General features: G+C 36.9%; 22 protein-coding genes. 10 read left to right on the top strand and 12 right to left on the bottom strand.

The window, feature by feature from the left end:
• Nucleotides 1–67: 67 nt before the first annotated feature.
• The 3 genes from PL9631_RS11445 to PL9631_RS11435 all read right to left on the bottom strand — a co-directional run bounded on the left by PL9631_RS11445 (nt 68) and on the right by PL9631_RS11435 (nt 1,233).
• Entirely contained in the window at nt 68–541 is a 474-nt protein-coding gene (locus PL9631_RS11445; protein WP_083620397.1) for a hypothetical protein, read from the bottom strand.
• Nucleotides 542–728: 187 nt separating this feature from the next.
• Nucleotides 729–986: a Txe/YoeB family addiction module toxin gene (locus PL9631_RS11440; RefSeq protein ID WP_079676961.1), complete on the bottom strand. Its 258-nt coding sequence runs from the start codon at nt 984–986 to the stop codon at nt 729–731.
• Complete coding sequence (locus tag PL9631_RS11435; protein ID WP_079676960.1) at nt 970–1,233, bottom strand: type II toxin-antitoxin system Phd/YefM family antitoxin; 264 nt, start codon at nt 1,231–1,233, stop codon at nt 970–972. Before PL9631_RS11435 ends, PL9631_RS11440 begins: the two co-directional genes overlap by 17 nt.
• Before the next feature lie 280 nt (nt 1,234–1,513).
• Between PL9631_RS11435 and PL9631_RS11430 the strand changes: the two genes are divergently transcribed.
• Nucleotides 1,514–3,046, top strand: coding sequence for a SagB/ThcOx family dehydrogenase (locus PL9631_RS11430; RefSeq protein WP_083620395.1), 1,533 nt, complete (start codon nt 1,514–1,516; stop codon nt 3,044–3,046).
• Between the two features lie 162 nt (nt 3,047–3,208).
• Here PL9631_RS11430 and PL9631_RS11425 read toward each other — a convergent pair whose 3' ends face one another.
• The 5 genes from PL9631_RS11425 to recQ form a co-directional block, all read right to left on the bottom strand.
• On the bottom strand, nt 3,209–4,528 hold the full coding sequence (locus tag PL9631_RS11425) for a DUF2330 domain-containing protein (protein WP_083620392.1): 1,320 nt from the start codon (nt 4,526–4,528) through the stop codon (nt 3,209–3,211).
• Nucleotides 4,529–4,558: 30 nt separating this feature from the next.
• Nucleotides 4,559–5,410: an RnfABCDGE type electron transport complex subunit D gene (locus tag PL9631_RS11420; RefSeq protein WP_083620390.1), complete on the bottom strand. Its 852-nt coding sequence runs from the start codon at nt 5,408–5,410 to the stop codon at nt 4,559–4,561.
• A gap of 21 nt (nt 5,411–5,431) precedes the next feature.
• Nucleotides 5,432–6,472 (bottom strand): patatin-like phospholipase family protein, encoded by a 1,041-nt coding sequence (locus PL9631_RS11415; protein ID WP_083620387.1) that lies wholly within the window; start codon nt 6,470–6,472, stop codon nt 5,432–5,434.
• Between the two features lie 39 nt (nt 6,473–6,511).
• Nucleotides 6,512–7,147, bottom strand: coding sequence for an HAD-IB family phosphatase (locus PL9631_RS11410; RefSeq protein WP_083620543.1), 636 nt, complete (start codon nt 7,145–7,147; stop codon nt 6,512–6,514).
• A 127-nt stretch (nt 7,148–7,274) separates the two neighbouring features.
• The gene (gene recQ / locus PL9631_RS11405) at nt 7,275–9,461 is read right to left on the bottom strand and encodes a DNA helicase RecQ (RefSeq protein WP_083620385.1); all 2,187 of its coding nucleotides are present in this window, start codon (nt 9,459–9,461) and stop codon (nt 7,275–7,277) included.
• A gap of 162 nt (nt 9,462–9,623) precedes the next feature.
• On the opposite strand from recQ, the gene PL9631_RS11400 reads away from it, so the two are divergent.
• The 7 genes from PL9631_RS11400 to PL9631_RS11370 all read left to right on the top strand — a co-directional run bounded on the left by PL9631_RS11400 (nt 9,624) and on the right by PL9631_RS11370 (nt 17,567).
• Nucleotides 9,624–9,908 carry a DUF427 domain-containing protein gene (locus PL9631_RS11400; RefSeq protein ID WP_083620383.1) on the top strand — a complete coding sequence of 95 codons (285 nt, stop codon included), beginning with the start codon at nt 9,624–9,626 and terminating at the stop codon, nt 9,906–9,908.
• A gap of 136 nt (nt 9,909–10,044) precedes the next feature.
• A complete protein-coding gene (locus tag PL9631_RS11395) occupies nt 10,045–12,144 on the top strand; it encodes a single-stranded-DNA-specific exonuclease RecJ (RefSeq protein WP_083620381.1) in 2,100 nt (699 codons plus the stop codon).
• A gap of 53 nt (nt 12,145–12,197) precedes the next feature.
• Complete coding sequence (locus tag PL9631_RS11390) at nt 12,198–13,829, top strand: Swt1 family HEPN domain-containing protein (protein ID WP_083620378.1); 1,632 nt, start codon at nt 12,198–12,200, stop codon at nt 13,827–13,829.
• A complete protein-coding gene (locus tag PL9631_RS11385) occupies nt 13,822–16,698 on the top strand; it encodes a WD40 repeat domain-containing protein (RefSeq protein WP_083620376.1) in 2,877 nt (958 codons plus the stop codon). The genes PL9631_RS11390 and PL9631_RS11385 overlap by 8 nt, the downstream gene beginning before the upstream one ends.
• On the top strand, nt 16,688–16,885 hold the full coding sequence (locus PL9631_RS11380) for a hypothetical protein (protein WP_083620373.1): 198 nt from the start codon (nt 16,688–16,690) through the stop codon (nt 16,883–16,885). The genes PL9631_RS11385 and PL9631_RS11380 overlap by 11 nt, the downstream gene beginning before the upstream one ends.
• A gap of 158 nt (nt 16,886–17,043) precedes the next feature.
• The gene (locus PL9631_RS11375; protein WP_083620370.1) at nt 17,044–17,388 is read left to right on the top strand and encodes a hypothetical protein; all 345 of its coding nucleotides are present in this window, start codon (nt 17,044–17,046) and stop codon (nt 17,386–17,388) included.
• Entirely contained in the window at nt 17,385–17,567 is a 183-nt protein-coding gene (locus tag PL9631_RS11370; protein WP_083620368.1) for a hypothetical protein, read from the top strand. Before PL9631_RS11375 ends, PL9631_RS11370 begins: the two co-directional genes overlap by 4 nt.
• A gap of 81 nt (nt 17,568–17,648) precedes the next feature.
• Here PL9631_RS11370 and PL9631_RS11365 read toward each other — a convergent pair whose 3' ends face one another.
• Both PL9631_RS11365 and PL9631_RS11360 read right to left on the bottom strand, forming a co-directional pair.
• Entirely contained in the window at nt 17,649–17,765 is a 117-nt protein-coding gene (locus PL9631_RS11365) for a photosystem I reaction center subunit VIII (protein WP_079677766.1), read from the bottom strand.
• Between the two features lie 54 nt (nt 17,766–17,819).
• On the bottom strand, nt 17,820–18,293 hold the full coding sequence (locus PL9631_RS11360; protein WP_083620365.1) for a photosystem I reaction center protein subunit XI: 474 nt from the start codon (nt 18,291–18,293) through the stop codon (nt 17,820–17,822).
• A gap of 203 nt (nt 18,294–18,496) precedes the next feature.
• Between PL9631_RS11360 and PL9631_RS11355 the strand changes: the two genes are divergently transcribed.
• The gene (locus PL9631_RS11355; RefSeq protein ID WP_083620362.1) at nt 18,497–18,943 is read left to right on the top strand and encodes a hypothetical protein; all 447 of its coding nucleotides are present in this window, start codon (nt 18,497–18,499) and stop codon (nt 18,941–18,943) included.
• Nucleotides 18,944–19,091: 148 nt separating this feature from the next.
• Here the strand turns inward: PL9631_RS11355 and PL9631_RS11350 are convergent, their stop codons facing one another.
• Nucleotides 19,092–19,598, bottom strand: coding sequence for a GNAT family N-acetyltransferase (locus tag PL9631_RS11350; protein ID WP_083620360.1), 507 nt, complete (start codon nt 19,596–19,598; stop codon nt 19,092–19,094).
• A gap of 347 nt (nt 19,599–19,945) precedes the next feature.
• Here PL9631_RS11350 and PL9631_RS11345 point away from each other — a divergent pair, with 347 nt between their 5' ends.
• Complete coding sequence (locus PL9631_RS11345; RefSeq protein ID WP_083620357.1) at nt 19,946–20,593, top strand: calcium-binding protein; 648 nt, start codon at nt 19,946–19,948, stop codon at nt 20,591–20,593.
• 391 nt (nt 20,594–20,984) lie between these two features.
• Here the strand turns inward: PL9631_RS11345 and PL9631_RS11340 are convergent, their stop codons facing one another.
• Nucleotides 20,985–21,653 (bottom strand): response regulator transcription factor, encoded by a 669-nt coding sequence (locus PL9631_RS11340; protein WP_083620540.1) that lies wholly within the window; start codon nt 21,651–21,653, stop codon nt 20,985–20,987.
• Nucleotides 21,654–21,695: the final 42 nt, after the last annotated feature.

Below are 21,695 nucleotides of genomic sequence, written 5' to 3'. Positions count from 1 at the left end.
TTGATATCTTTTAAAAGCATGACGGCTAAATTCAATCTTCCAAACCATCTAACTTAAAACTATTACATTATGAAATTAATCGCCATTCAATAAACATCTTAGTAATCACCCATAACCCCTGTTCAGGACGAATTTCACAACGAATGGGAACAGAATCATAATTTGTCAGGGGAATCCCTAAAACCGATGCCTTTGATTGAGTATCAATAATTGCAGAAAATACGTCATTACTATTTTCGATAATACTATAAACATTAATCGATAAACAGGGAGATACTAAAGATAAATTATCAAAGACTCGTTTTTGGCTACTGATAAACTCCTGTTTTGTAGAAACCCCATATAAATCTCCTTTGTAATGATCTGAGATAGTAAAACCAAGTTTAATAATATTTTTTGTATCATAAGCATCTTTAAATCGTTTAAACAGCAAGAGAGCATTATCAGGAAGATAGGGCGGATTAGCTTGTTTTTCATGCCACATCTGAATCCAATTATAACCTTGAATTGCGGTTGGAATTAAATTAATAGGATTTAACATTTTAAATCTTTTACTCCCCTTGACTTACGATCACTTTATTTTTGACTAGAGTATAAGTCTTACTGTTAAGATAACATATTAACACCGATCGCAAATGTGATCAAGGAGTTACAGATTTAAACGCTATAATCAAGATTGATAATCGATTATAGAACTCAGCTTGAAACCCTTATCCATGAAATTCATCTCATTCATAATGTGACCAAACTGAAATAACTCTAATCGTTTTAGTTATATCATCAATTGAATAGACAAGACGATGTTTAATATTAATTCGCCTTGAATAGTATCCTTGAAGATCTCCTGATAACTTTTCATAAGGAGGAGTATAGGGGTTTTGTTTTAATATCTCAACCAATTTTTTCACATTGTTTTCCAAATTAGCAGACTTCAACTTTTTGACATCTTTAAGAGCATCACGGCTAAATTCAATCTTCCACAGCATCTAACGCCCTCATAAACTCTTCTTCCGATACCCAATCATTTGACTGTGCAGCTTTTTTGATTTCGGACACAAAACCCGGAATAGATTGTAAATAAAGTGTTTCTTGCAAACTTTCCCAGTCTTCTTTTGAAACTAAAATAGCATCCCCATTTTGACTGGTAATCATTCTAGGTAAATGATCTTGATTGACCTGTTCAAGCAAATTTAATAAATTAGCTTTAGCCTCAGTTGCACTTAAAATTTCCATTCAACCTCTCTGAATCTATAAAATTAATTCTACCAAATCTTATATTTTTGACTAGACTATAAATCTTACTGTTAAATAAAATACTAACACTGATCGCAAATGTGATCAAGGAGTTACAGATTTAAACGCTATAATCAAGATTGATATTGTCTGTCAGGTTTTGGGTATCAGACGCCAAAATGTTCAGATGGGTAAAAATCTATTTCAGAAAATAGGAAGAAACTCAGAAGAAAAGTCTACACTAAAGAAAAGCGTTATTCTTCTGCATCAGGTTAATCTTATGTCAGAATCTCCGAAATCCATTGCCCAACACTACCATGAACGCACGAAATATGACCCTGAAACCCTAGGGTTAAAAAGTCAGACCTTGGACTGGGAAAAACAGCCCATTCCCTTTAAAGAGTATAAAATCGGCACAGTCTTTGACCTTAAACCCTACCTACGGGACACGGACGAAACCCCGTCTAGTGATCCTAAAATCCGACTTTGGCAGCGTTTGTCCCATTTGTTGCTGCATAGTTATGGTTTGACTGCCAAACTCCCCACCATGGCGGGAGTCCATTATCTGAGGGCGGCACCTTCGGCGGGGGGTTTATATCCGGCGGAAATCTATTTAATTTCTCGGGGGACGGCGATTTTACCTGCGGGTTTATATCATTATCAAGCCCAAACCCATGGTTTAGTTCAATTTTGGGAAAATCAAGTTTGGCCGGATTTACGAGATGCTTGTTTTTGGCATCCAGCATTAGAAAATACCCATTTAGCCTTGGTAACAACGGCGGTCTTTTTACGTTCTTCTTGGCGCTATCAAGATCGGGCTTATCGGCGCATTTGTTTAGATACGGGTCATTTATTAGGTAATATTGAATTAATGGCGGCGATGAATGATTATCGACCCCATTTAATTGGAGGATTTGCGGATGATATTCTGAATCAATTGTTGTATTTGGATACAAATGCTGAAGGAGCAATCGCGGTTTTAGCCTTAGCCGATTTACTGCAAATTGAAGAAAACTTACCGCTTTTAAGAACGGCTTTACCTTCTGTAACTAATATCGATTACCCAAATATTCCCGATGGAAAACTGTTGGATTATTTGCATGAATCGACAAAAATAGAAACAGATTCCTCTGGAACTCAAGGTTGGAAACTTTTAGAAACCGACGAAATATTAGAAGATAAATATAATTTCCCATTTTGCACAAAAATTTCAACGGTGACGAGTTCCATTGATTGGGGAAAAAATTTATCTGGTTTAGAAAAAACACTTTTAAAAAGACGATCTACCCGCAATTATAATGGGGCGGAATTAATGTTAAATGAACTCTTAGCCCTTTTAGATTTTACCTATCAACCTTACCATTATATTCATCAAGGGTTAGATGGTTCTCCAGATTATTTTGATTTGAGTTTAATTGAAACTTTTATTGCAGTTTCTGGAGTCTCGGGTTTGGAGGATGGATGTTATTATTATGCTCCTAAAGCTCAAGAATTAAGGCAAATTCGCTTTAAGAATTTTCGCAAGGAGTTGTACTATTTGTGTTTACAACAGGATTTAGGACGGGATGCGTCGGCGGTGTTATTTCATACGGCGGATTTAAAAAAAGCGATCGCCAACTATGGAGATCGGGTTTACCGCTATTTACACTTAGATGCCGGTCATCTCGGACAACGCTTAAATTTAGGTGCTTTTTATCTGCGTTTAGGTGTGAGTGGAATTGGGGGATTTTTTGATGATCAGGTGAATGAAGTATTAGGTATTCCTGCGGACGAAGCCGTGCTTTATATTACCACCCTAGGAAGACCGAAATAGGGAATATTGACATCCTCTGGTTTTACCCGTGGTGAGGATGTCAATTAACCAGGACTTACGCACAAGACCAAAGAAACCGGGTTTCTGGCCGGTGATTTTGCGGATGAAATCTGGATTTCTCGTTCAGAAACCCGGTTTGGTGCGTAAGTCCTATAAACCTTATTAATTTTTGTTCCAAATTCGATCCCACCAGGAATCTGAAGTTGATTCTATCCAATTAATCCGACGTCGAATATCTTCAATTTTCCAGCCCGTTAATGTGGCTAAGTTTTGCGCTTCGAGTTGCTGTCTTTGGCGAACAGATTGCCGATATTGTTGGGCTTGTGAACACTGCATGGATTCACGATAGGGATGATTAATCACATATCGACCTTGAAAGTTTTGTTGATTGGCTGTTTCTTGAAAGTTTAAATCTTCGGGAAAAGTATTCCGGGCGTAGCGAATATGTAAACGGGTAATAAAGGTGGAATTTCCCGTCGGGGAATCTAACCAAAATACCCCCGCCTGCTTTAATTCTTCATTCGTTAAAGGATCGGCAGAACAAGGATCACATCCTCCCATATTCCAAGCATATTCTAAAAAGGCAACTTTTTTCTGTTCCCGTTCATGAATTGTATTAAATAGGGATTTATAAAAACCTGGAAAAACTTCTTTGACAAATTCAGGAATATTTTGATCGGAAGGAATTTTAACGGTGCGATAATTAGTTAATTCGACTTGACCTTTTGGAGAGAGTAAATAAACAATTAAATCCTGTTCTCCCTTACCATTAATCATCCCTAAACGAATCGGTAACATAAACCGAGGAGACTCATAGGCAATCATTAAAGGACGCAGGGTTTGGAAACCACTTTGATCAAATTTTTCTAAATTAACTTTAGCAACGAAAAATTTTAACCCCTGTTGAATATAGGGTTTTAATAGGGCACTTGCTCCCTGGGGAATTTGATAACCATTTTGAATTAACCAGGTTTCTAAACCATCGGATTCTTTCGCACTCAGAATCAAAATATCATATTCTCCCACGCTAAAACGGGCTTCAATAGTAACTCCTAAACCCGACCGAGCTTGTCGTTGTTTGTCCATTTCTAAGGTGACATTTCCCCCTCTGGTTGTGGGTAATGGGGCTTGGGGATAAGAATTACAGGGATCGGGATCGAAATATTCCACCAGTCGGGGCGCGCTAAACGCATCTAATTGTTGGATAACTTTCGGTTCACCAATCTTAACTTGTTCGGGTTTTAAAACCACAGGAACCGGAACAACTAAAGCAAAATCTTTTACTGCTCCCTGATAATCATTTGCCATGGTTAAAATCGTCCGATTTTTGTCTCTGGCAATCACAACTTGTGAGGCTTGATTATATAAAGTAGCATCGGCTTTTGCCACATAAAACCCACAAAATGCTAAGGCAGGCGCAGCAAAACCAATACTAGCAAAAACAACAATTAAAAAGGCAATTAACCGATTTATTGTTTTCATTATTAACTCCTATTAAAATGGCAATAAAAACTACATAGAAGCAGATAAAGGCAAATATTTCGGGGATTTTGCAGACCAAGAAAACCGATAATTTTGAAACATTTGGTCTAAAATAATGGTGACGGGAGACAGAGCAAATAAAGCCCAAAATAGAGCCGTTGAGATGAAAAATTGATGTTGTAAAATAAAGGTTAGTCCGGCTATTAATACCGCCCAAATAATTCGGCTGAAGGTGGCATTGGGAATCGAACGCGGATCGGTAATCATAAAGAAAGCGAATAGTAATAAACTACCATTCATCAGTTGATGGGTATAAACATCCCAACCCCAACCTAAGCCAAAATTTCGCCCTGCTTCTAATCCCATATAGGTGATTAAAAAGCCGGCGGAAGTATCCCAACGTCCGACTTTTTTAAGAATGATGCCTGCGGTTCCTAAAAATAGTAATAAATACCAGGAATCAGTTCCCCATTGTCCGGGGGAAACCCAAGCATCAGCGCTTAGAGTTAAGGCAATAATAATTCCAAAGTTAGCGGGATTAAAAAAATGTTTTCCCTGGGATTGAAAGATAAATTTACTGGCGATCGCACAACATCCGGCTAATGCTAAGGTTGTCCAATGATTAGCTCTGAGTAATAAACATAACCCCAATGTGGTAATTAAAGCACTACGCCAAGATCCTAAAAATTCCGGGGATAAAAGCGTGATCTTTTTGTTAATATAGAACGAGTAAATTGAGGAACAAACCCATTGAGTTAATAAACAACTTAACCCAATTATTAGTATAAAATCCAGTCGTAATGTCCAGTCTCTGGTTGCGATTCCCAAGAGAAAAAACATCGATAGAAATAGGATTTGAGCGTTACGCGCATCTTTAAACATGATATTCACCTGAAATTAAGATTAAAGTAAAAGCAGTTGAATCCATTCATCTAAGCGTTGACGATTTGCTTCGGTTAATTGTTGCCCTACTTGACTAATAGCATTCAAATTAGCTTCGGAAAAATCATCCATTTGTAAGGTTTGGCGACTTTGCAAATCCGTATTAATTCTCAAATAATGTTCCGGGTGACCCGTGGTATCAAAGATTTGTTGCATTTGATAGTCCACTGTTTCCGCACCCCCGGTCATAATAATATCAAATAAAGGGTCAAGCCATTTTAATTTTCCCCAATCTTTGGCTTCTTCATAGGAATATTTCTTTTTGACGACTCCGGTTCCTAACGATAAAACCACCATTTCTTTAGCGGTTGGGCCTTTTTCATAGCGGTTATCAACATTAAACTCGCGATTAAATTTATGACGAGCTTCTGCGTAAGCACAAAGGGTAGGATTATTAGCAAAAACTCCCCCATCAATACAAGTATAAATGTCCTGATTGAGTGATTTAATTTGAGCGACTTCAAAGAACGTAGGGGCGGCGGAAGTGGCGCGGAGAACATCTCTAATAAAATAATCATCTTTGATATTTAATCTTGCATCATGCTGGGTAAAAAAGTGGCTTTTTCGTTTTTCTATTTCATAACAAGTAATTAAACAAGGTTTCAGCAGTTCGCTTAATTTCAGATCTTTAAAAAAATCACCCATGATCTGATTAAACTTTTGATAGGAGTATTTTTCATTAAATAATTCTCCCAAGGGTTGAAAGGAATTTTTAGAGACAGGATCAAAGATTTGACTCGATTCATACCGAAAAAAATGATAAACTTGTTCAGCAGAGCATCGGGGTCTTAATGGGTTTTCAAGATCGGGGCAAAGATAAAGAGCCGCTAAAATTCCTCCGGCGCTAGTCCCAGCAATTAGGTCAAAATAATCTCCTATTCTCGCATCAGAATTTCCTGTAAAATCCTGTAATTTCTGTTCTACATACTTTAAAACTTCGGCGGAAATTATTCCCCGCAGTCCACCACCATCTAAAGAAAGAATCCGAGTAAATTCTGCCATGTTTTAAGATTTTCTCCCGTTTTAAAATAATCAATCAGTTTACAATATATTCCATTTTTGAGATAAGTGGTCTGTAATATCAAAAAAATCTGTCCAATTAATATAGGGTTTTTGATATTCATCTAAATATTTTGCCAAGCGATCGCGAGCAAAAACAAGCGGCGTGGCTAAGGCCATATTTAAGTCCGTAATAGAGTCTCCAATCACAATTTTTTCCGGGTTAGGATAGAGTTCCATTACTTTTACTTTAGCTACTAATTCCGTATCGGCTTCAAACTCGGAATTAACCTTAAAATACTCCTCTGAGGTGTCTAAATCAACGGCATACATACCATCAATTTTTTGAGTTAAATCTCCTAAAACCGTTTCAACCATCACCCTAACGCCTCCTGAAACTAGGATAAAAGGCACTTCTTGGGTATTAAGAAAATCCAGAAATTCTACAAATCCAGGTCGTATTTTTTTTGTCTTAGAAAATTCTATAATTTCAGGATAACAACGGGATGGAATCGATTCTAACATGGTTCTGACTCCTTCGCGTAAGGTCATTTCCTGGCGATATAATAAGGGCATAATTTGCGCCGCCTTGTCTGGAGCAAATTCTTTTAACATTGCCACAAAGGTTTCTTCTGCGGTAATTGTTCCATCGAAGTCACAAAAAATAATCGGGTTCATAATCAGTTGAGGTGGGTTATTAGTTATAAGAGAAAACATTCATCAGTTTGTTGTTGTGATGCGGAGGCTACTAAGAGCGCTAAAGCGCAACAACGAGCGTAATAATGGATTAATTAGGAGCACCTGTTTAATTAGGATGCTGTCGCCACCATTCCCTAACCATCTTTATTTCTTCATAATTATAGTTTTCTCCCACATATTCATGAATGGTTTTTAAGCTCGTATCTCCGACTTTTTTGATGGCTTTAATAATCGCTTTTTGCCGTTCAGGTTCAACAAATTGATCGATATTAATATTCTGATTAGCGGCAATTAATTGAGTTAAATGATCGGCGATGGTACTGGTTTTTAATCCTCTTTCATTGGCGATCGCATTCAAACTCAGACCGTCTTGATATAAAGATAGAGTCGTAATTAAACTATCTGATAAATCCTCCAGGGTGAGACGTTTAGATTCGGATTTTTTAGAGGAAGAATTGGGCGGGTTTTGTCCATGACAGTAAGTAAAAATAGCTTCAGTAAATTGTTGACCATAACGTTCTAATTTATAACTACCCACGCCAGAAATTTGACTTAATTCCTCTAAATTTTGGGGTCGTTGTTGTGCCATTAATTTTAACGTAGAATCGGAAAAAACCATATAGGGAGGGATAGATTGTTCATCGGCTAATTTCTTCCGTAGTTGGCGCAACTGTTCAAATAGCATTTCTACTTCTATGGCTAAAGAACGAGTTGATTTTTCGACATTTTGTTCTTTAATAACAGTAATTTCAACAGTTCTTTCCCGTTTCATTACTTCCCAACTGCGGGAATTTAACTTTAAAATTGCATAGCCATCGGTGGTTTGATCCAAAAGTCCTTGACGTAAAAGCGATCGCCCTAAATTCTTCCATTCTTCCGCCGTTTTTTCCTTACCAATGCCATAGGTAGAAAGTTGATCATGGCGTCGATCCAGAATTTTTTGACTTTTCGATCCTCTTAATACATCAATAATATAATTCATGCCAAATCTTTCATGACATCGAGCAATACAGGATAAAAATTTCATTGCTTCAATTGTCCAATCTTCAACCGGATTTTGCGTCTGACAATTATCACATTTTGCACAATTTTCCGAGAAAAATTCCCCAAAATAACTTAATTGAACCGTGCGCCGACATTCCGATGCTTCCGCATAATCTAACATTTGTCGTAACTGTTGACGGGCGATCCGTTGTTCATCGGGATCGGGTTTTTGCTCAATTAAATATTCAATGGTTTTCAGATCACCATAACTAAAAAATAACGTACACCGAGCCGATTCTCCATCCCGTCCCGCTCGACCAGATTCTTGATAATAACTTTCTAAGGTTCGAGGTAAACTATAATGAATTACAAAGCGAACATCGGGCTTATTAATTCCCATGCCAAAGGCAACCGTCGCCACCATAATTTGCACATCATCTCGAATAAACCGAGTCTGATTTTCTGACCGGATTTGATCTTCAAGGCCAGCGTGATAGGGTAGGGCGGAAATCCCATGATTTTGTAACCGAAATGCCAAATCTTCTACATTTTTTCGACTTAAACAATAAATAATTCCTGACCCGCCCACCTCCTGAATAATTTTTAATAGCTGGGTAAAGGTTTGTTTCTTCTTGGGAATTACTTCATAATATAAATTAGGACGATTAAAACTAGCAACATGAATATAGGGATTTTTTAACTCTAACTGTTGAATAATATCCTGTCTCACCCGTTGAGTCGCCGTCGCAGTTAAGGCTAAAACTGGAATTTTAGGATAGCGAATTCGTAGTTGTTTTAATTTTCGATATTCTGGCCGAAAATCATGCCCCCATTCCGATACACAATGGGCTTCATCAATGGCAAAAGCAGAGATTCCTAACCGTTCTTCTAGGGTGTCTAAAAAAAATAAAAATCGTTCGGATAATAAACGTTCCGGGGCTACATAAAGCAGTTTAATATCTCCTTTTAAAATCGCCGATTCCCTTGATTTTGCTTCCGCAGCCGTTAAGGTACTATTGAGAAAGGTAGCACCTACCCCATTATCTTGTAATGCTTCTACTTGATCTTGCATTAAAGCAATTAAGGGCGAGACCACAATCATTAATCCAGGTTTCAATAAAGCCGGAAGTTGAAAACATAGAGACTTTCCGCCTCCGGTGGGCATAATAATTAATAAATCTCGCTTTTGTAGTGCCTGTTCAATTATTTCGCGCTGTCCGGGTCTAAAGGAATCATAACCAAAGAAATGTTTAAGAGACTGTTCTAGGGATTGGGGTTGGGCGAAGGGAGTAGAAATTAGCCCTGACATTGCTCGTAATTTAGATGAAACGTCTTTTTTATTTTATAATTAAAATGGGCTGAATTGCTAGGATATTCTGATCATTTTTGGGGATTGAGAACCCAGAATTGTTATTTTATGCCTTAAAAGTGTTAAATTTTAAAATAAAGTTACAAAACTCAGAGGAGATTTATGCCGAAAGCGGTTTGGAATGGTACAGTTTTAGCCGAAAGTGATCAATGTGTCGTGGTAGACGGGAATCAATATTTTCCCGCAAACTCGATTAAACCTGAATATTTTCAGGATAGTAATACCCACACCACTTGTGGCTGGAAAGGGGTGGCAAGTTATTATGATATCGTGGTTGAGGGGCAAAAGAATAAGGATGCCGCTTGGTATTATCCTGAACCCAAATCAGCAGCTAAAAATATTGAAGGTTATATTGCCTTTTGGAAAGGAGTTAAAGTTGAAGTTTAATTAGAAGTAAAATTTTTTCAGTCGGGGTAATTCATCAATTGCCCCTACTATACAGATAATGCGGAAGTCTTGTTAAAAATAAGAATAATTTTGATACAATAGAGTATTCTTTTATTTATATTAATCTTTAGAAACTGTGCAACCTTCTTCTCCAGAGTCTTTTAATTCCCATCAACTTCCGAATCAACGGTGGTATATTTTCCCGCAACAATCTGAACTTGCCCAAGAGTTAGCAGATACCCTGGGAATTATCCCTTTAGTCACCCAAGTTTTAATTAATCGCGGCATTGAAACCCCGGAACAGGCGGAGGCTTTTTTAACCCCTGAATCCCAAGTTTTACCCTCTCCCTTGGAGGAATTTAAGGATTTAGAAAAAAGTGTAGAACTATTAGAAAATGCGATTAATCAGGGGGATAAAATAGCAATTTGTGGGGATTATGATGCCGATGGTATGACCAGTACGGCTTTATTAATGCGATCGCTTTCTGCCCTAGGAGCTAATGTTAATTATGCCATTCCTAGCCGCATGACTGAAGGCTATGGAATTAATACCCGAATAGTAGAAGAATTTCATCAAGAAGACGTTAAAATTATTCTCACCGTTGATAATGGAATTTCCGCCTATCAACCCATTGCTAGGGCTAAAGAATTAGGGTTAATTGTAATTATTACCGATCATCATGATTTACCTGAAAAACTACCCCCAGCCGATGCAATTCTTAACCCTAAATTATTACCGTTATTATCCCCCTATCGAGGATTGGCCGGGGTGGGAGTTGCCTATGTTTTAGCTATTTGTTTAGCTCAAAAGTTGGGTAAAATTCAAGGAGTAGTCAATCCTTTGTTAGAATTATTTACATTAGGAACTATTGCCGATTTAGCTCCCTTAGTGGGAGTTAACCGCCGTTGGTTAAAACGCGGGTTAAAGTTAATTCCCTATTCCCAAATCACCGGAATTCAAGCCTTAATTCAAGTGGCTGGAGTCTCCACCGGATATCAAGCAAAATCGGAAGAACAGCCCGAAAATTCTCTCCCATCTACCAATACTAAAACCCTAAAACCCGATGATATTGGCTTTCGTTTGGGGCCAAGAATTAACGCTATTGGGCGGTTAGCTGATCCTCAAATTGTGATAGAATTATTAACAACAGAAAATATGGGAATTGCCTTAGAACGGGCAATGCAGTGTGAACAAATCAATCAACAAAGACAATTATTATGTGAAGAAATTCAACAGGAAGCGATCGCTTGGATAGAATCAGAAAATATTGATTTAAAACAAGAAAGGGTGTTAGTAGTTGTGCAACCAGAATGGCATCATGGCGTGATTGGAATTGTCGCTTCTCGGTTAGTAGAAAAATACGGAGTTCCCGTGTTTATTGGAACCTATGAACAGCCAGAAGACGAAACAGAATCCCCTAAAATAGTTCGAGGTTCAGCCCGAGGAATTGCGGAATTTGATATTTTTAAAGCCTTAGAATATTGTCAAGATTTACTGGGTAAATTCGGAGGACATAAAGCCGCCGGAGGCTTTTCCTTCCCCGCCGAAAATTTAGATCAAATTAAAACCCGTTTAAGTGAATTTGCCCATCAATGTTTAGAATTAGAACATCTAAAACCCTTAATTAAAATTGATACTCAAGCCAATTTAAGTGAAATTAACTTTAATCTTTATGATCAAATCAATCAACTCCATCCCTGTGGGATAGAAAATAATGCCCCTACCTTTTGGACTCCTAACGTGCGAATTGTGCAACAAAAACTGGTGGGAAAAGGACATATTAAACTCACCTTAACCCAAGATAAATTTTCCCATACTCAACTAACTGCTTTACCAACAATTAATGCCATGGCTTGGCGTTGGGCGGACTATTTTCCCCTACCCCACTGTTTAGATATCGCCTATCAATTAAAAGAAAATAGTTGGAATGGTCAAACTAATATTGAGTTAGAATTAGTCGGGGCTAGATTACCCGAATCTCCAGAAATTCAACATTCTCAAGTTAATAAAAGTGTAGAATTTGACTATAACGATAAACACTATAGTTGTAGTTTATCTTATGTTGGTGAAACCCAAGAATTAAAAATCCGTAATCAGAAAGGCGAAGTATTAGCGATAAAAAAAGGTCAACGTTTTGGACTCTTAGGCAAAAGTCGTCAGGATGCTCAAACCGTTGATGTGTCTCAACCTGTTTTTTATAATTTAATTCAGGCGGCTATTAAAGCGTTAGGATAAAGTGATAGTTAGTAACTGTTCTAAAATCTAACAATGTACCTGGTATTTAATCAATGGCTAACAAAAATCAACACTCAACCGAAGAACAACTTTTAGTTCAAAATCATGCCCGAATGGGTCAAAGTTTAATTTATTTGGCGCAAGGTTTATTACCGTTTGTTAAAGAAACTTTACAACGCCGTTATGGGGATAATTGGGAAACCGTTGTCAAAGACTGTTTAGCTGATAAACAATTTCATATTCAAGACGATCAAGTTAATATTGAAGATTGCCAAGCTTTACTCCAAATTATTATTAAAGAACGAGATGAGGCTTTTTACAATACTCTAAGTCGGGATAATATTAGTTTGATCTTTGATTTAGCTGCTATTCGTCGAAAATGGGCTCATCCTCGGCTTAACAATTGGATTAAATTAAAAGACTTTACTCCTCAATATACTTATCGATCCTTAGATAAAATGGTTCAATTGTTTGAAGCAATTCAAGCTAAAAATGGAATAGGCGAAGTCAAACAATTAATGGCTGAAGTCCTCCCTCTGTTACAAGAAAAGCCTGAATATAAGAATCAATTACAATCTCGTTTAATTCAGGAAAAAGTAGAAGGGTTTGTCGGTCGTAAATTTGTTTTTGATGCCATTCAATCCTTTTTAGATCATCAACCTAATGGTTATTTTATCATAGAAGGAGATCCAGGAATTGGCAAAAGTGCTATACTAGCGAAATATGTTGAGAAAACCGGATGCGTTGCCCATTTTAATGTTCGTTCTCTGGGAGTTAACCGCGCCGAAAAATTTTTAGAAAGTATTTGCTCTCAACTGATTAGCCGTTATAATTTACCTTATCCTAATTTACCTGCGGACGCTAGAAAAGACGGTCAATTTTTTGCTAAACTATTAGATGAGATTGTTAGCAAGCAGAAATCAGGAACAAAACTGATCATCGCTGTTGACGCCTTAGATGAAGTAGATCACAGTGATCATAGTGGGGCGAATATCCTGTATTTACCAATTAGTTTGCCGAAAGGAGTTTATTTTCTACTCACCCAACGACCCCTTACCCTCCCTTTGACGGTTACTACACCCATTCATCCGTTTAACCTGATGCAATATCAAGCTGAGAGTTTAGCAGATATTAAAACCTATATTCGGGAGGCGTTAAAGCGTCCTCAGTTAAACGCATGGGTGCAAAATCAAGGGTTAACTGAAGAAGATTTTATCACACAATTAGCGGATAAAAGTGAAAATAATTTCATGTATTTACGCTATATTTTAGGCGATATCGAAATAGGTAAATATCAAGATTTAACGATTAATCAACTTCCCCAAGGGTTGCAAGCGTATTATGAAGACCATTGGCGACAAATGGGGATGATGGCTAAACCCTTACCCCGAACAAAAATTAAAATTGTTTATATTTTATCGGAATTACGGGAAACAGTCTCCCGTGATTTAATTGTTGATTTTGTTAAAGAAGATGCGTTAACAATTCAAGAAGTATTGGAGGAGTGGGAACAATTTTTGCGTGAAGAAGTGATAGGTGGCGAAACTCGTTATGGGATTTATCATCAAAGTTTTTGCGACTTTTTAGCGCGTAAAGATATTGTCCAGGCGGCAGGAGTCACCCTATCAGGAATTAATGCTCAAATTGCCGATAATTTAACTGGAGGAATATTTGGTCATGGGTAATGTTCGCGTTTGGTTAGATACTATGACTACTGAAAAACGAGAATATACATTAAACCATACTCCTAAGCATTTAGCGCAAGCGGGGTATGTTAATCAGTTATTTGGTTGTTTAGCAAGTTTTGAGTTTATTCAGGAAAAATTATTGGTTTGTGGAGTTGAAGCGTTAATAGAAGATTATCAGTTAGGATTGAATAGTGCCAATATTATCTTATCAGAAGAACAAACAGAAACCTTGAGATTAATACAAGGTGCTATTCGCCTATCCTCTCATATTTTAAAAGCAGATAACACTCAATTATCAGCACAGCTAGTCGGACGTTTACTGGAGTTTGAAAATCCTCTGATTCAAAATTTTTTAGAAGACATCAAAATCCATCAAACAACACCTTGGTTATGTCCGTTAGAAGGAAGTTTAACAAAACCTGATAGTCCTTTACTGCGGACTCTTGTGGGTCACACCGATGAAATATTAGCGTTAGAAGTGACTCCCGATAGTCAATGGTTAATTTCGGGTTCTGAGGATCATACAATTAAGGTTTGGGATATTGCAACTGGACAAGAAATTTATACCTTAACAGGTCACACCGGAAGTGTATTAACTTTGGTTTTAACTTCTGATGGGAAACAAGTTATTTCAGGGTCAGCAGACCATACAATTAAAGTTTGGAGTTTAGAAACTGGACAGGAAATTTATACTTTGAGGGGTCATCAAGGAATTATCCCGACATTAGCATTAAGTTCTGATGGTAAAATATTGTATTCCGGTTCTGAAGATAAAACGGTTAAACTATGGAGTTTAGAAACTCAACAAGAAATTGCTGGTTTTGAATGTCAACAAAGTATTCTTTCTTTAGCAGTTACACCTGATAACAATAAGTTAATTGCTTGCTTACAATATGGTTTTTTACAAATTTGGGATCTGAAAACATTAAGTTTAGTTGATAGCTGGGTTATTTGTAAAATCGAGAAAAAGGAAATAAGTTTATGTGAAACTAATAGTAAAATTTTGGATTTAATTAAGAAATATCATCAAAAACAAAGAAGCTTTAATGAAAACGAAATTGCCTTGTTTGATGATTTAAAAATATTATATTTAGAAAATACAAGTTGTCTTTTAAATATAAGCTATGAAAACCTTTCTTGGGATTTTACTATAAGTTTTATTTGTAGAATAAATTTTGATCTGCCAGAAATCAATATAGAATTTAATTTAAAATCTAATGGTATAGTCACTGCTCAATTAACTCCTAATAATAAAAAAATAATTTATTCTTATAATTATGAAGATAAAGCCATTGGTTATAGTTCTGAAACACAAACAATAATCATAAATTTAGAAGATCAGAATCAAATTAATACATTTAATCAATATTTTCCTATATTTGCATTGAATTATAATGAAAACCTATTTATAGGTACTATTGGAGATGATATTCAGATTTTTGACTGGGATAAAATGTTGATTTTTACTGAAAAAGAAAATACACCAATTATCTATCCTAGATATCTTGACATTACTAATGATGGAAAATGGTTAATTGTTTATTATCATGACAATACTGGAATAGAATGTTTTAGTCTTGATAGTCTGGAATCAAGAAGATTATATCTTAAAGATTGCATAAATAACATTAAAGTAAATCCTGATACTAACTACTTAATGTGGCAAACTTTGTTGTTACGGGGACTCAAAATTTATGATTTGGAAAAGTGTGAACTTACTTTATGTTTAGAACCTGATGGAAATGGTGGTTTATTGTTTAATAAAGCTAAAATAATCAAAAAATTTTTATTCGTAATTATTAAAAATAATTTAATATTATATGATTTGGTTACTTCGCAAAAGATACAAGAACTAGGTGAAAATATTATTATTGATTTTTATATTACGGAAGATATTTCAAAATATATTTTGTCTTTGGAAGATAAAAGTATAATAGTTTGGGATATAAAAAATAATGAAATCATCAAATTTGATAAATATAAAAAAGAAAAATATATTTCAAAAGAAAATAATTTATTAAATCAATATAATGAAACGGAAGACGATGAAGATGATATTGAAAGTTTTATTAAAAAATTCATGAGTAATTCAAACATAGAACCCTATATAGAATTATTGTTTGCAGATAATAAACTAGCTATTTCTGGCTATTATTGTCAGACAAAAAGACCAGAGAAAACCATTTGGAATATAGAGACAGGAGAAGAATTATTTTGTCTGGATGGAGAATTTATTACAATTACTCCTGATACAAAAAAAGCAATATTTTATTGTTTAAAAGACTCAAAAAATATTCGTAATGAATCTATATTTCATACTTTGATAATTTGGAGTTTAGAACAAATCTATACAATTACTAACAATACAGAATCAATCAAGTTTATAGATGTAACAAAAGATAGTAAGTTGCTTTTGATACAAACTTTTGAAAAAAATAATGATGCAGCAATTCATAATTTAGAAGTTTGGAGTTTAGAAACAGGTCAACAAGTTTATACAATCAATTTAACAGGAGCTATTTTATTTGTTCAAATAAACACTGATAATAGTAAAATGCTCGTAGCTACAAATGATCAATATTTGAGGATTTTTAACTTACAAACTGGAAATGACATTTTAAAAATAAAAAATCAGTGGAGTGATGATCAAAAAGAAGTAACTATTACTCCAGATTTCAAAAAAGTTATTTCAATTTATAAAAGCAATAATCTGATCGTCTGGGACTTAGAAACAGGAAAAGTTAAAGCTACTTTTACAACAGATAATCCTTTAGCTTGTTACACGGTTTCTCCTGATGGAAAAACAATTGTAGCCGCTGAAATATTCGGAAAACTTCATTTCCTAACCTTAGAAGATGGAGAATAAAGCTGTTTTATCTTCAACTTTAGAAATGCGATCGCAATCAGTTAATATTAATCATAGAATAATTATTAATATTACTCCCTATGAAGTTGATATTACCTTAATTGAAGCTCAGGAAGTCATGGAATATTGGGAAAAATGGAAAGTAATAGTCGGTCAGTTTTGGTCACAACAACGAAATATTGCTTAGTGATATTGTTGATAATATCCCAATATCTCGTAGGGGTGAGGCGCGCCTCACCCCTACAGGATTATAGAAGCAGAAGCATTAAATATATGTAATCATTTTAAGTTATTATTAATAATATTTTGTGATAAAATAAACTTGGCTATTAATGAATTAATATTATGGCAAACCTACCACCGGAAATTAAAGAACTTGTCAATCAACTGAAACAAAAATCACTAGATATTATTGATCAGGTTACAACAACGGAATCAGCCTTATTTGAGCGATTAGGTGAAACAGAGGAAACGTTACTTTTTTTTGCTGAATTAACAACAGTGTTAGAGGATGCTGAAGCAACTTATATGCAGCTAACTCGATTAGGATTAAATATTGCTCGTTCTCAACCCGAAGCCTCATCAGATATGCTAGAGTTGATGAATAGAGCTATTATCCGCACTCAAGCTAGAATTCCCGCCTGGGAACGCAGTTTAGAAGAAGTAAAATTAGAATGGAATTTACCATGAACCAACAATCTCCTATTCTTGATCCTGTAACAGTGCAAAGACTTTTAGCAAATTTACGCCGGACTCATTTAGAAATGGAACAGTTTAATTTAGAGTTAGAAGAAATTAATGCGAAATTAGAGGAAGTCAACCGAAACAAACGATTGTCTAGGTTAAATAATCTATTAAATAATTCTTAATAAGGAAGCAATAATGGTACAAATTATTTACAAAAAATCTCCGCCATATGGTGGAGATTTTTTGTAAATCAAAACAAAGATCTAAGCTTCGCTCTCAATGTGGATGAATAATAAACCCATTACCACAACTGGCATTAACCAGCAAACCACGGGAATTAAAATCCAAGGTAAAAAAGAAGCTGCGTATGCTCCGGTCATATCAAATTCTCCTATTGAATGTTAGAAAGTTTTGATGTTTGGAAAAAAGCTCAATTAGCTATTAACCAAGCCTCGGAAAATAGAATCAACTAAGCTGAAGTTTTCCAGTAAGAAAAAGGCAACAAAAGCGCCACCCATTCCACCGATGAAGAAACCGCCAGCAAACTGACTCCAACCTTCAGAGGTTTGCAGAGAATCAGCCGGATCAGAACTGCTTTTGTGGAAAGAAACTAATCCGTAAGCAGATAAACAAATCGTGGCAATCAGAATTAAGCTAATGCCTGAGATTAATCCACCTAAATTGGCTGCACTGGGATGATCGCGTAATGGCCCGAGTTTGATCCAAGGCCCGATCAAAAAGTAGCCATGGGCCATACCGACTTCCAAGCCCCGGAGTAAAGGAGATAAACCTTTACGGTAGGCGGGCAAATTCCCGATAAATGCACGGGTAAAATCGGAATCGCTGATGGGCGTGGACAGATGGCCTACAAAGGGATCGCCATTATAGGGTTTAATCAATTCTGCCATGGGGTTTCTTTCTCCTGTAATTATTGAAGAACTTGTAGCAGTTATTAAGCTCATATTTTACGCAGGGATAGGCAATCTCGTTACAAAAATGAGCATAAGCTTCAAAAAAGTTCACATCTCCCAATCGGAAGGGCATATCTGATGTCAAGACTAGGATTAACAAAACAGGTTAAGATTTAACCAATTATTGAGGAACTAGGATCATGAATAACCGACTAAAATCTTTTACCTATGCCATGTTCGGGGCGATCGCATCAACGATGTTTGCCACGGCTGTCAAAGCTGAACCCATGTTTAAGGACTATCCCACCACCTATCAACCCTTTGCCGAAGAATTTATGCGGGCGGCTTCGAGAACCTCTGGAGATGTTTTTAAAAACAAATCCTTACTGGGTCAAATGTCTACCTATTTAGGGATTAGTTTTCCTTGGCCTAATGGTATCAATGGCTTTCCTGAAACCTTAATGACCAATGATGCCCGACTCGTGAATCAATTGTATCGGGAGGCTATGTTGCGCCAAACCAGTAGCGACCCGATTATTCGCACAGCCGATTTAATTAATCCCTACAACACCTCTATTCTGAACCAACCCTCCTATCGGGATCTTGACCTTCAGAGCGCGCCAGGATTGCCTGTACAACGTCGCTAAAGCAATTAACAGGTCTGTTTCCATAAAAAAACTGCCGATCTTTCAAGATCAGCAGTTCATTGGATAAGCTCCTTTTTTTTGTAGAATCCCAAGTCCATAGACTCAAAAATACTTTTTTTGCTCCCATGTTTGGGATCAAATTTTAGAGCTAATCAATTTTAGTCGGGGTTAGATGAAGTCCCATAATCACTAAATCCCGTTCAATTCCATCTAAATCAGCCACTCTGGGTAAATAACCCCATTGTTCAAAATCTAAGCGTTTGAATAGTTCTAAACTGGGTTGATTGTGAGCAAAAATTAACCCTAGTAACGCTTTTAATCCCAAACTAGGACTGTGGTGCACCGCTTGGGTTAATAGTCTTTTTCCAATACCCTGACCTTGATATTCAGGATGAATATAAATACTCACTTCTGCCGTGCTGTTATAAGCTGGACGGTTGTAAAAGATTTGGAAACTCAACCATCCTAGAATTTGTTGATCTAACTCAATCACCCAAATCGGACGAGTCTGAGCTTGATGTTCGTGATACCAAGGAATTCGACTTTCCACCGATATCATTTCCAGGTCTGCGGTCGCCATTCGTCCCGGAATCGCGGCGTTATAAATATCAACTATCGCGGGTAAGTCCGTCTCAACTGCATCCCGAATCTTCATTATTTCTTAGAACTTTTTGGGAATAGGGTAATTACCAATTACGAATTACGAATTACGAATTACGAATTACGAATTACGGATGGGGAATACTTCGACTTCGATCAGTAACAGGGGAATGGGTAATGGGTAATAGTCATTTATTTTTTAAGTGTTATAATAGTACCAATAATCACGGGAAATAGGCAATAGGTAATGGACAATGGGCTGTAGGCAATAGTGATTTATTGTCTAAGTGTTCTCATCAGATCAATAGTCATTATCGTTTCCGATTGTTGCTCGTTTATTAAAGATTCTATATCTTCCCCATCGCCAGATTGTCTATCCCCTATCAATAGCTAAAAAACAAAATGTCTACATTTTTTGTTAATGATGGTGGTAGTGCCGTAATTAATGTTGGGGGATTTAACCCGCCTAGTCAAGAATTGGTAACCCAAGGGATTGTTGTCCCTCCGATTATTACTAACCCGGTGTTTGGGGATGCCTATTTTGACTCAACAGAACTGATCAATTCTCTTTCAGTGCCACAAGTATTATTAGGGACATCGGGCAATGATATTTTAACCGGAATGGGTGGAAATGATACATTCCAAGGGTTAAAAGGGAATGATCTGCTTCAGGGTCAAGGCGGAGATGATATCCTCTTTGGCGGACAGGGCAATGATACCCTGCTCGCAGGGGAAGGAAATGATCAATTAAGCGGTGACCAGGGACAGGATTTACTCACCGGAAACTCAGGAAGTGATATTTTTATTCTTCCTGTTAGTGCCGCCGCTAATAATATGAATACGGTTGATATGATTACGGATTTTATCGTCGGTGAGGATAAAATTGGTTTAACTGAAGGTTTGAATCAAAATAATATTAATCTCATTTCTACCGTTATCAGTGGAAGTTCAGGAACTTTAATTTCTGTGATCAATTCCAATCAGTTTTTAGGATTTGTAGCTAATGTTGACCCCGGAGGTTTGACTAATCAATTTATTACCATTAATTGAATGCAAACCAGGACTTACGCAGTTACGCTATATGTAGCGTACTAATGAGTTAGCGCTCGCGCTCGTAACTCAAACGAGATCGCTTTAACAGGACAACCTCTTAAAGTCCCCCAATTTTGGGGGATTTAGGGGGCAAATATTGCTGCTTGAGAAATCGTCTCTAAAACTGCTGATCAATCCTTCATAACCTGAGCATTCTAAACACTATACATTTCAAGCCATCTAGCCCCCTAGCCCCCAACATTGGGGGGAAAATAAATAATTAGGACTTTTTAGGGCGATTGCTATGATCATTGGTATGCGATCGCCTACTTTTGACACGCTATATATAGCCTGCTTGCGTAAGTCGTGATATTGATCATTTTTCAGGGATTTCTGGGTGATTACCGAGTCAAGAAATTAAATGATTTTTCAGAGCAAAGCGGATCAACTCTGTGCGATTATTACTATTGGTTTTTCTTAATAAACTACTGACATATTTCTCAACGGTTCTCGGACTCAGGTGCAAGTGATCGCCAATGGCAATATTAGAGAGTCCCTCAGCTAATAATTCTAGGACTTGATACTCGCGTTGGGTTAGATTAATCTCCAAAGTCGGGTGTAACTGGGTAGCGACGGGATCTAAAACTCCATCAGAGACATCACTGACCGTATCCGCTAGACGGACTCGCCATTCTGACTCAATTAATTGCGATCGCTCTAATAAAGCCCGAATAACTACCCCCAACTCCTCTAACTCAAAGGGTTTGGGCAAATAATTATCACATCCGAGTTGATACCCTCGAATTCGTTCTTGGGTACTGGTATGGGCGGTCAAAAAAATCACTGGCAGCAGGCGAAAGACAGGACGAGCGCGGACTCGCTTGATCAGTTCATAGCCATCCATCTCAGGCATACCAATATCTGTCACGATCAGGTGGGGCTGATATTGCTCCACTAGGGGAAGTGCCTCCCGACCATTCTCTGCGGCAATCACCGAATAGCCCGAAATGTCTAAGTAATCACTAATCGAGAGGCGAGTCCCTAAATCATCATCCACAACTAGAATTGTTAGAGGCATAGGGATAGGGGGGCAGGGGGCAGGGAGCAGGGGAGGTAGGGG

This window comes from Planktothrix paucivesiculata PCC 9631 (assembly GCF_900009265.2).
Taxonomy (GTDB): domain Bacteria; phylum Cyanobacteriota; class Cyanobacteriia; order Cyanobacteriales; family Microcoleaceae; genus Planktothrix; species Planktothrix paucivesiculata.
This window is presented reverse-complemented; position numbering and strand designations above follow the sequence as displayed.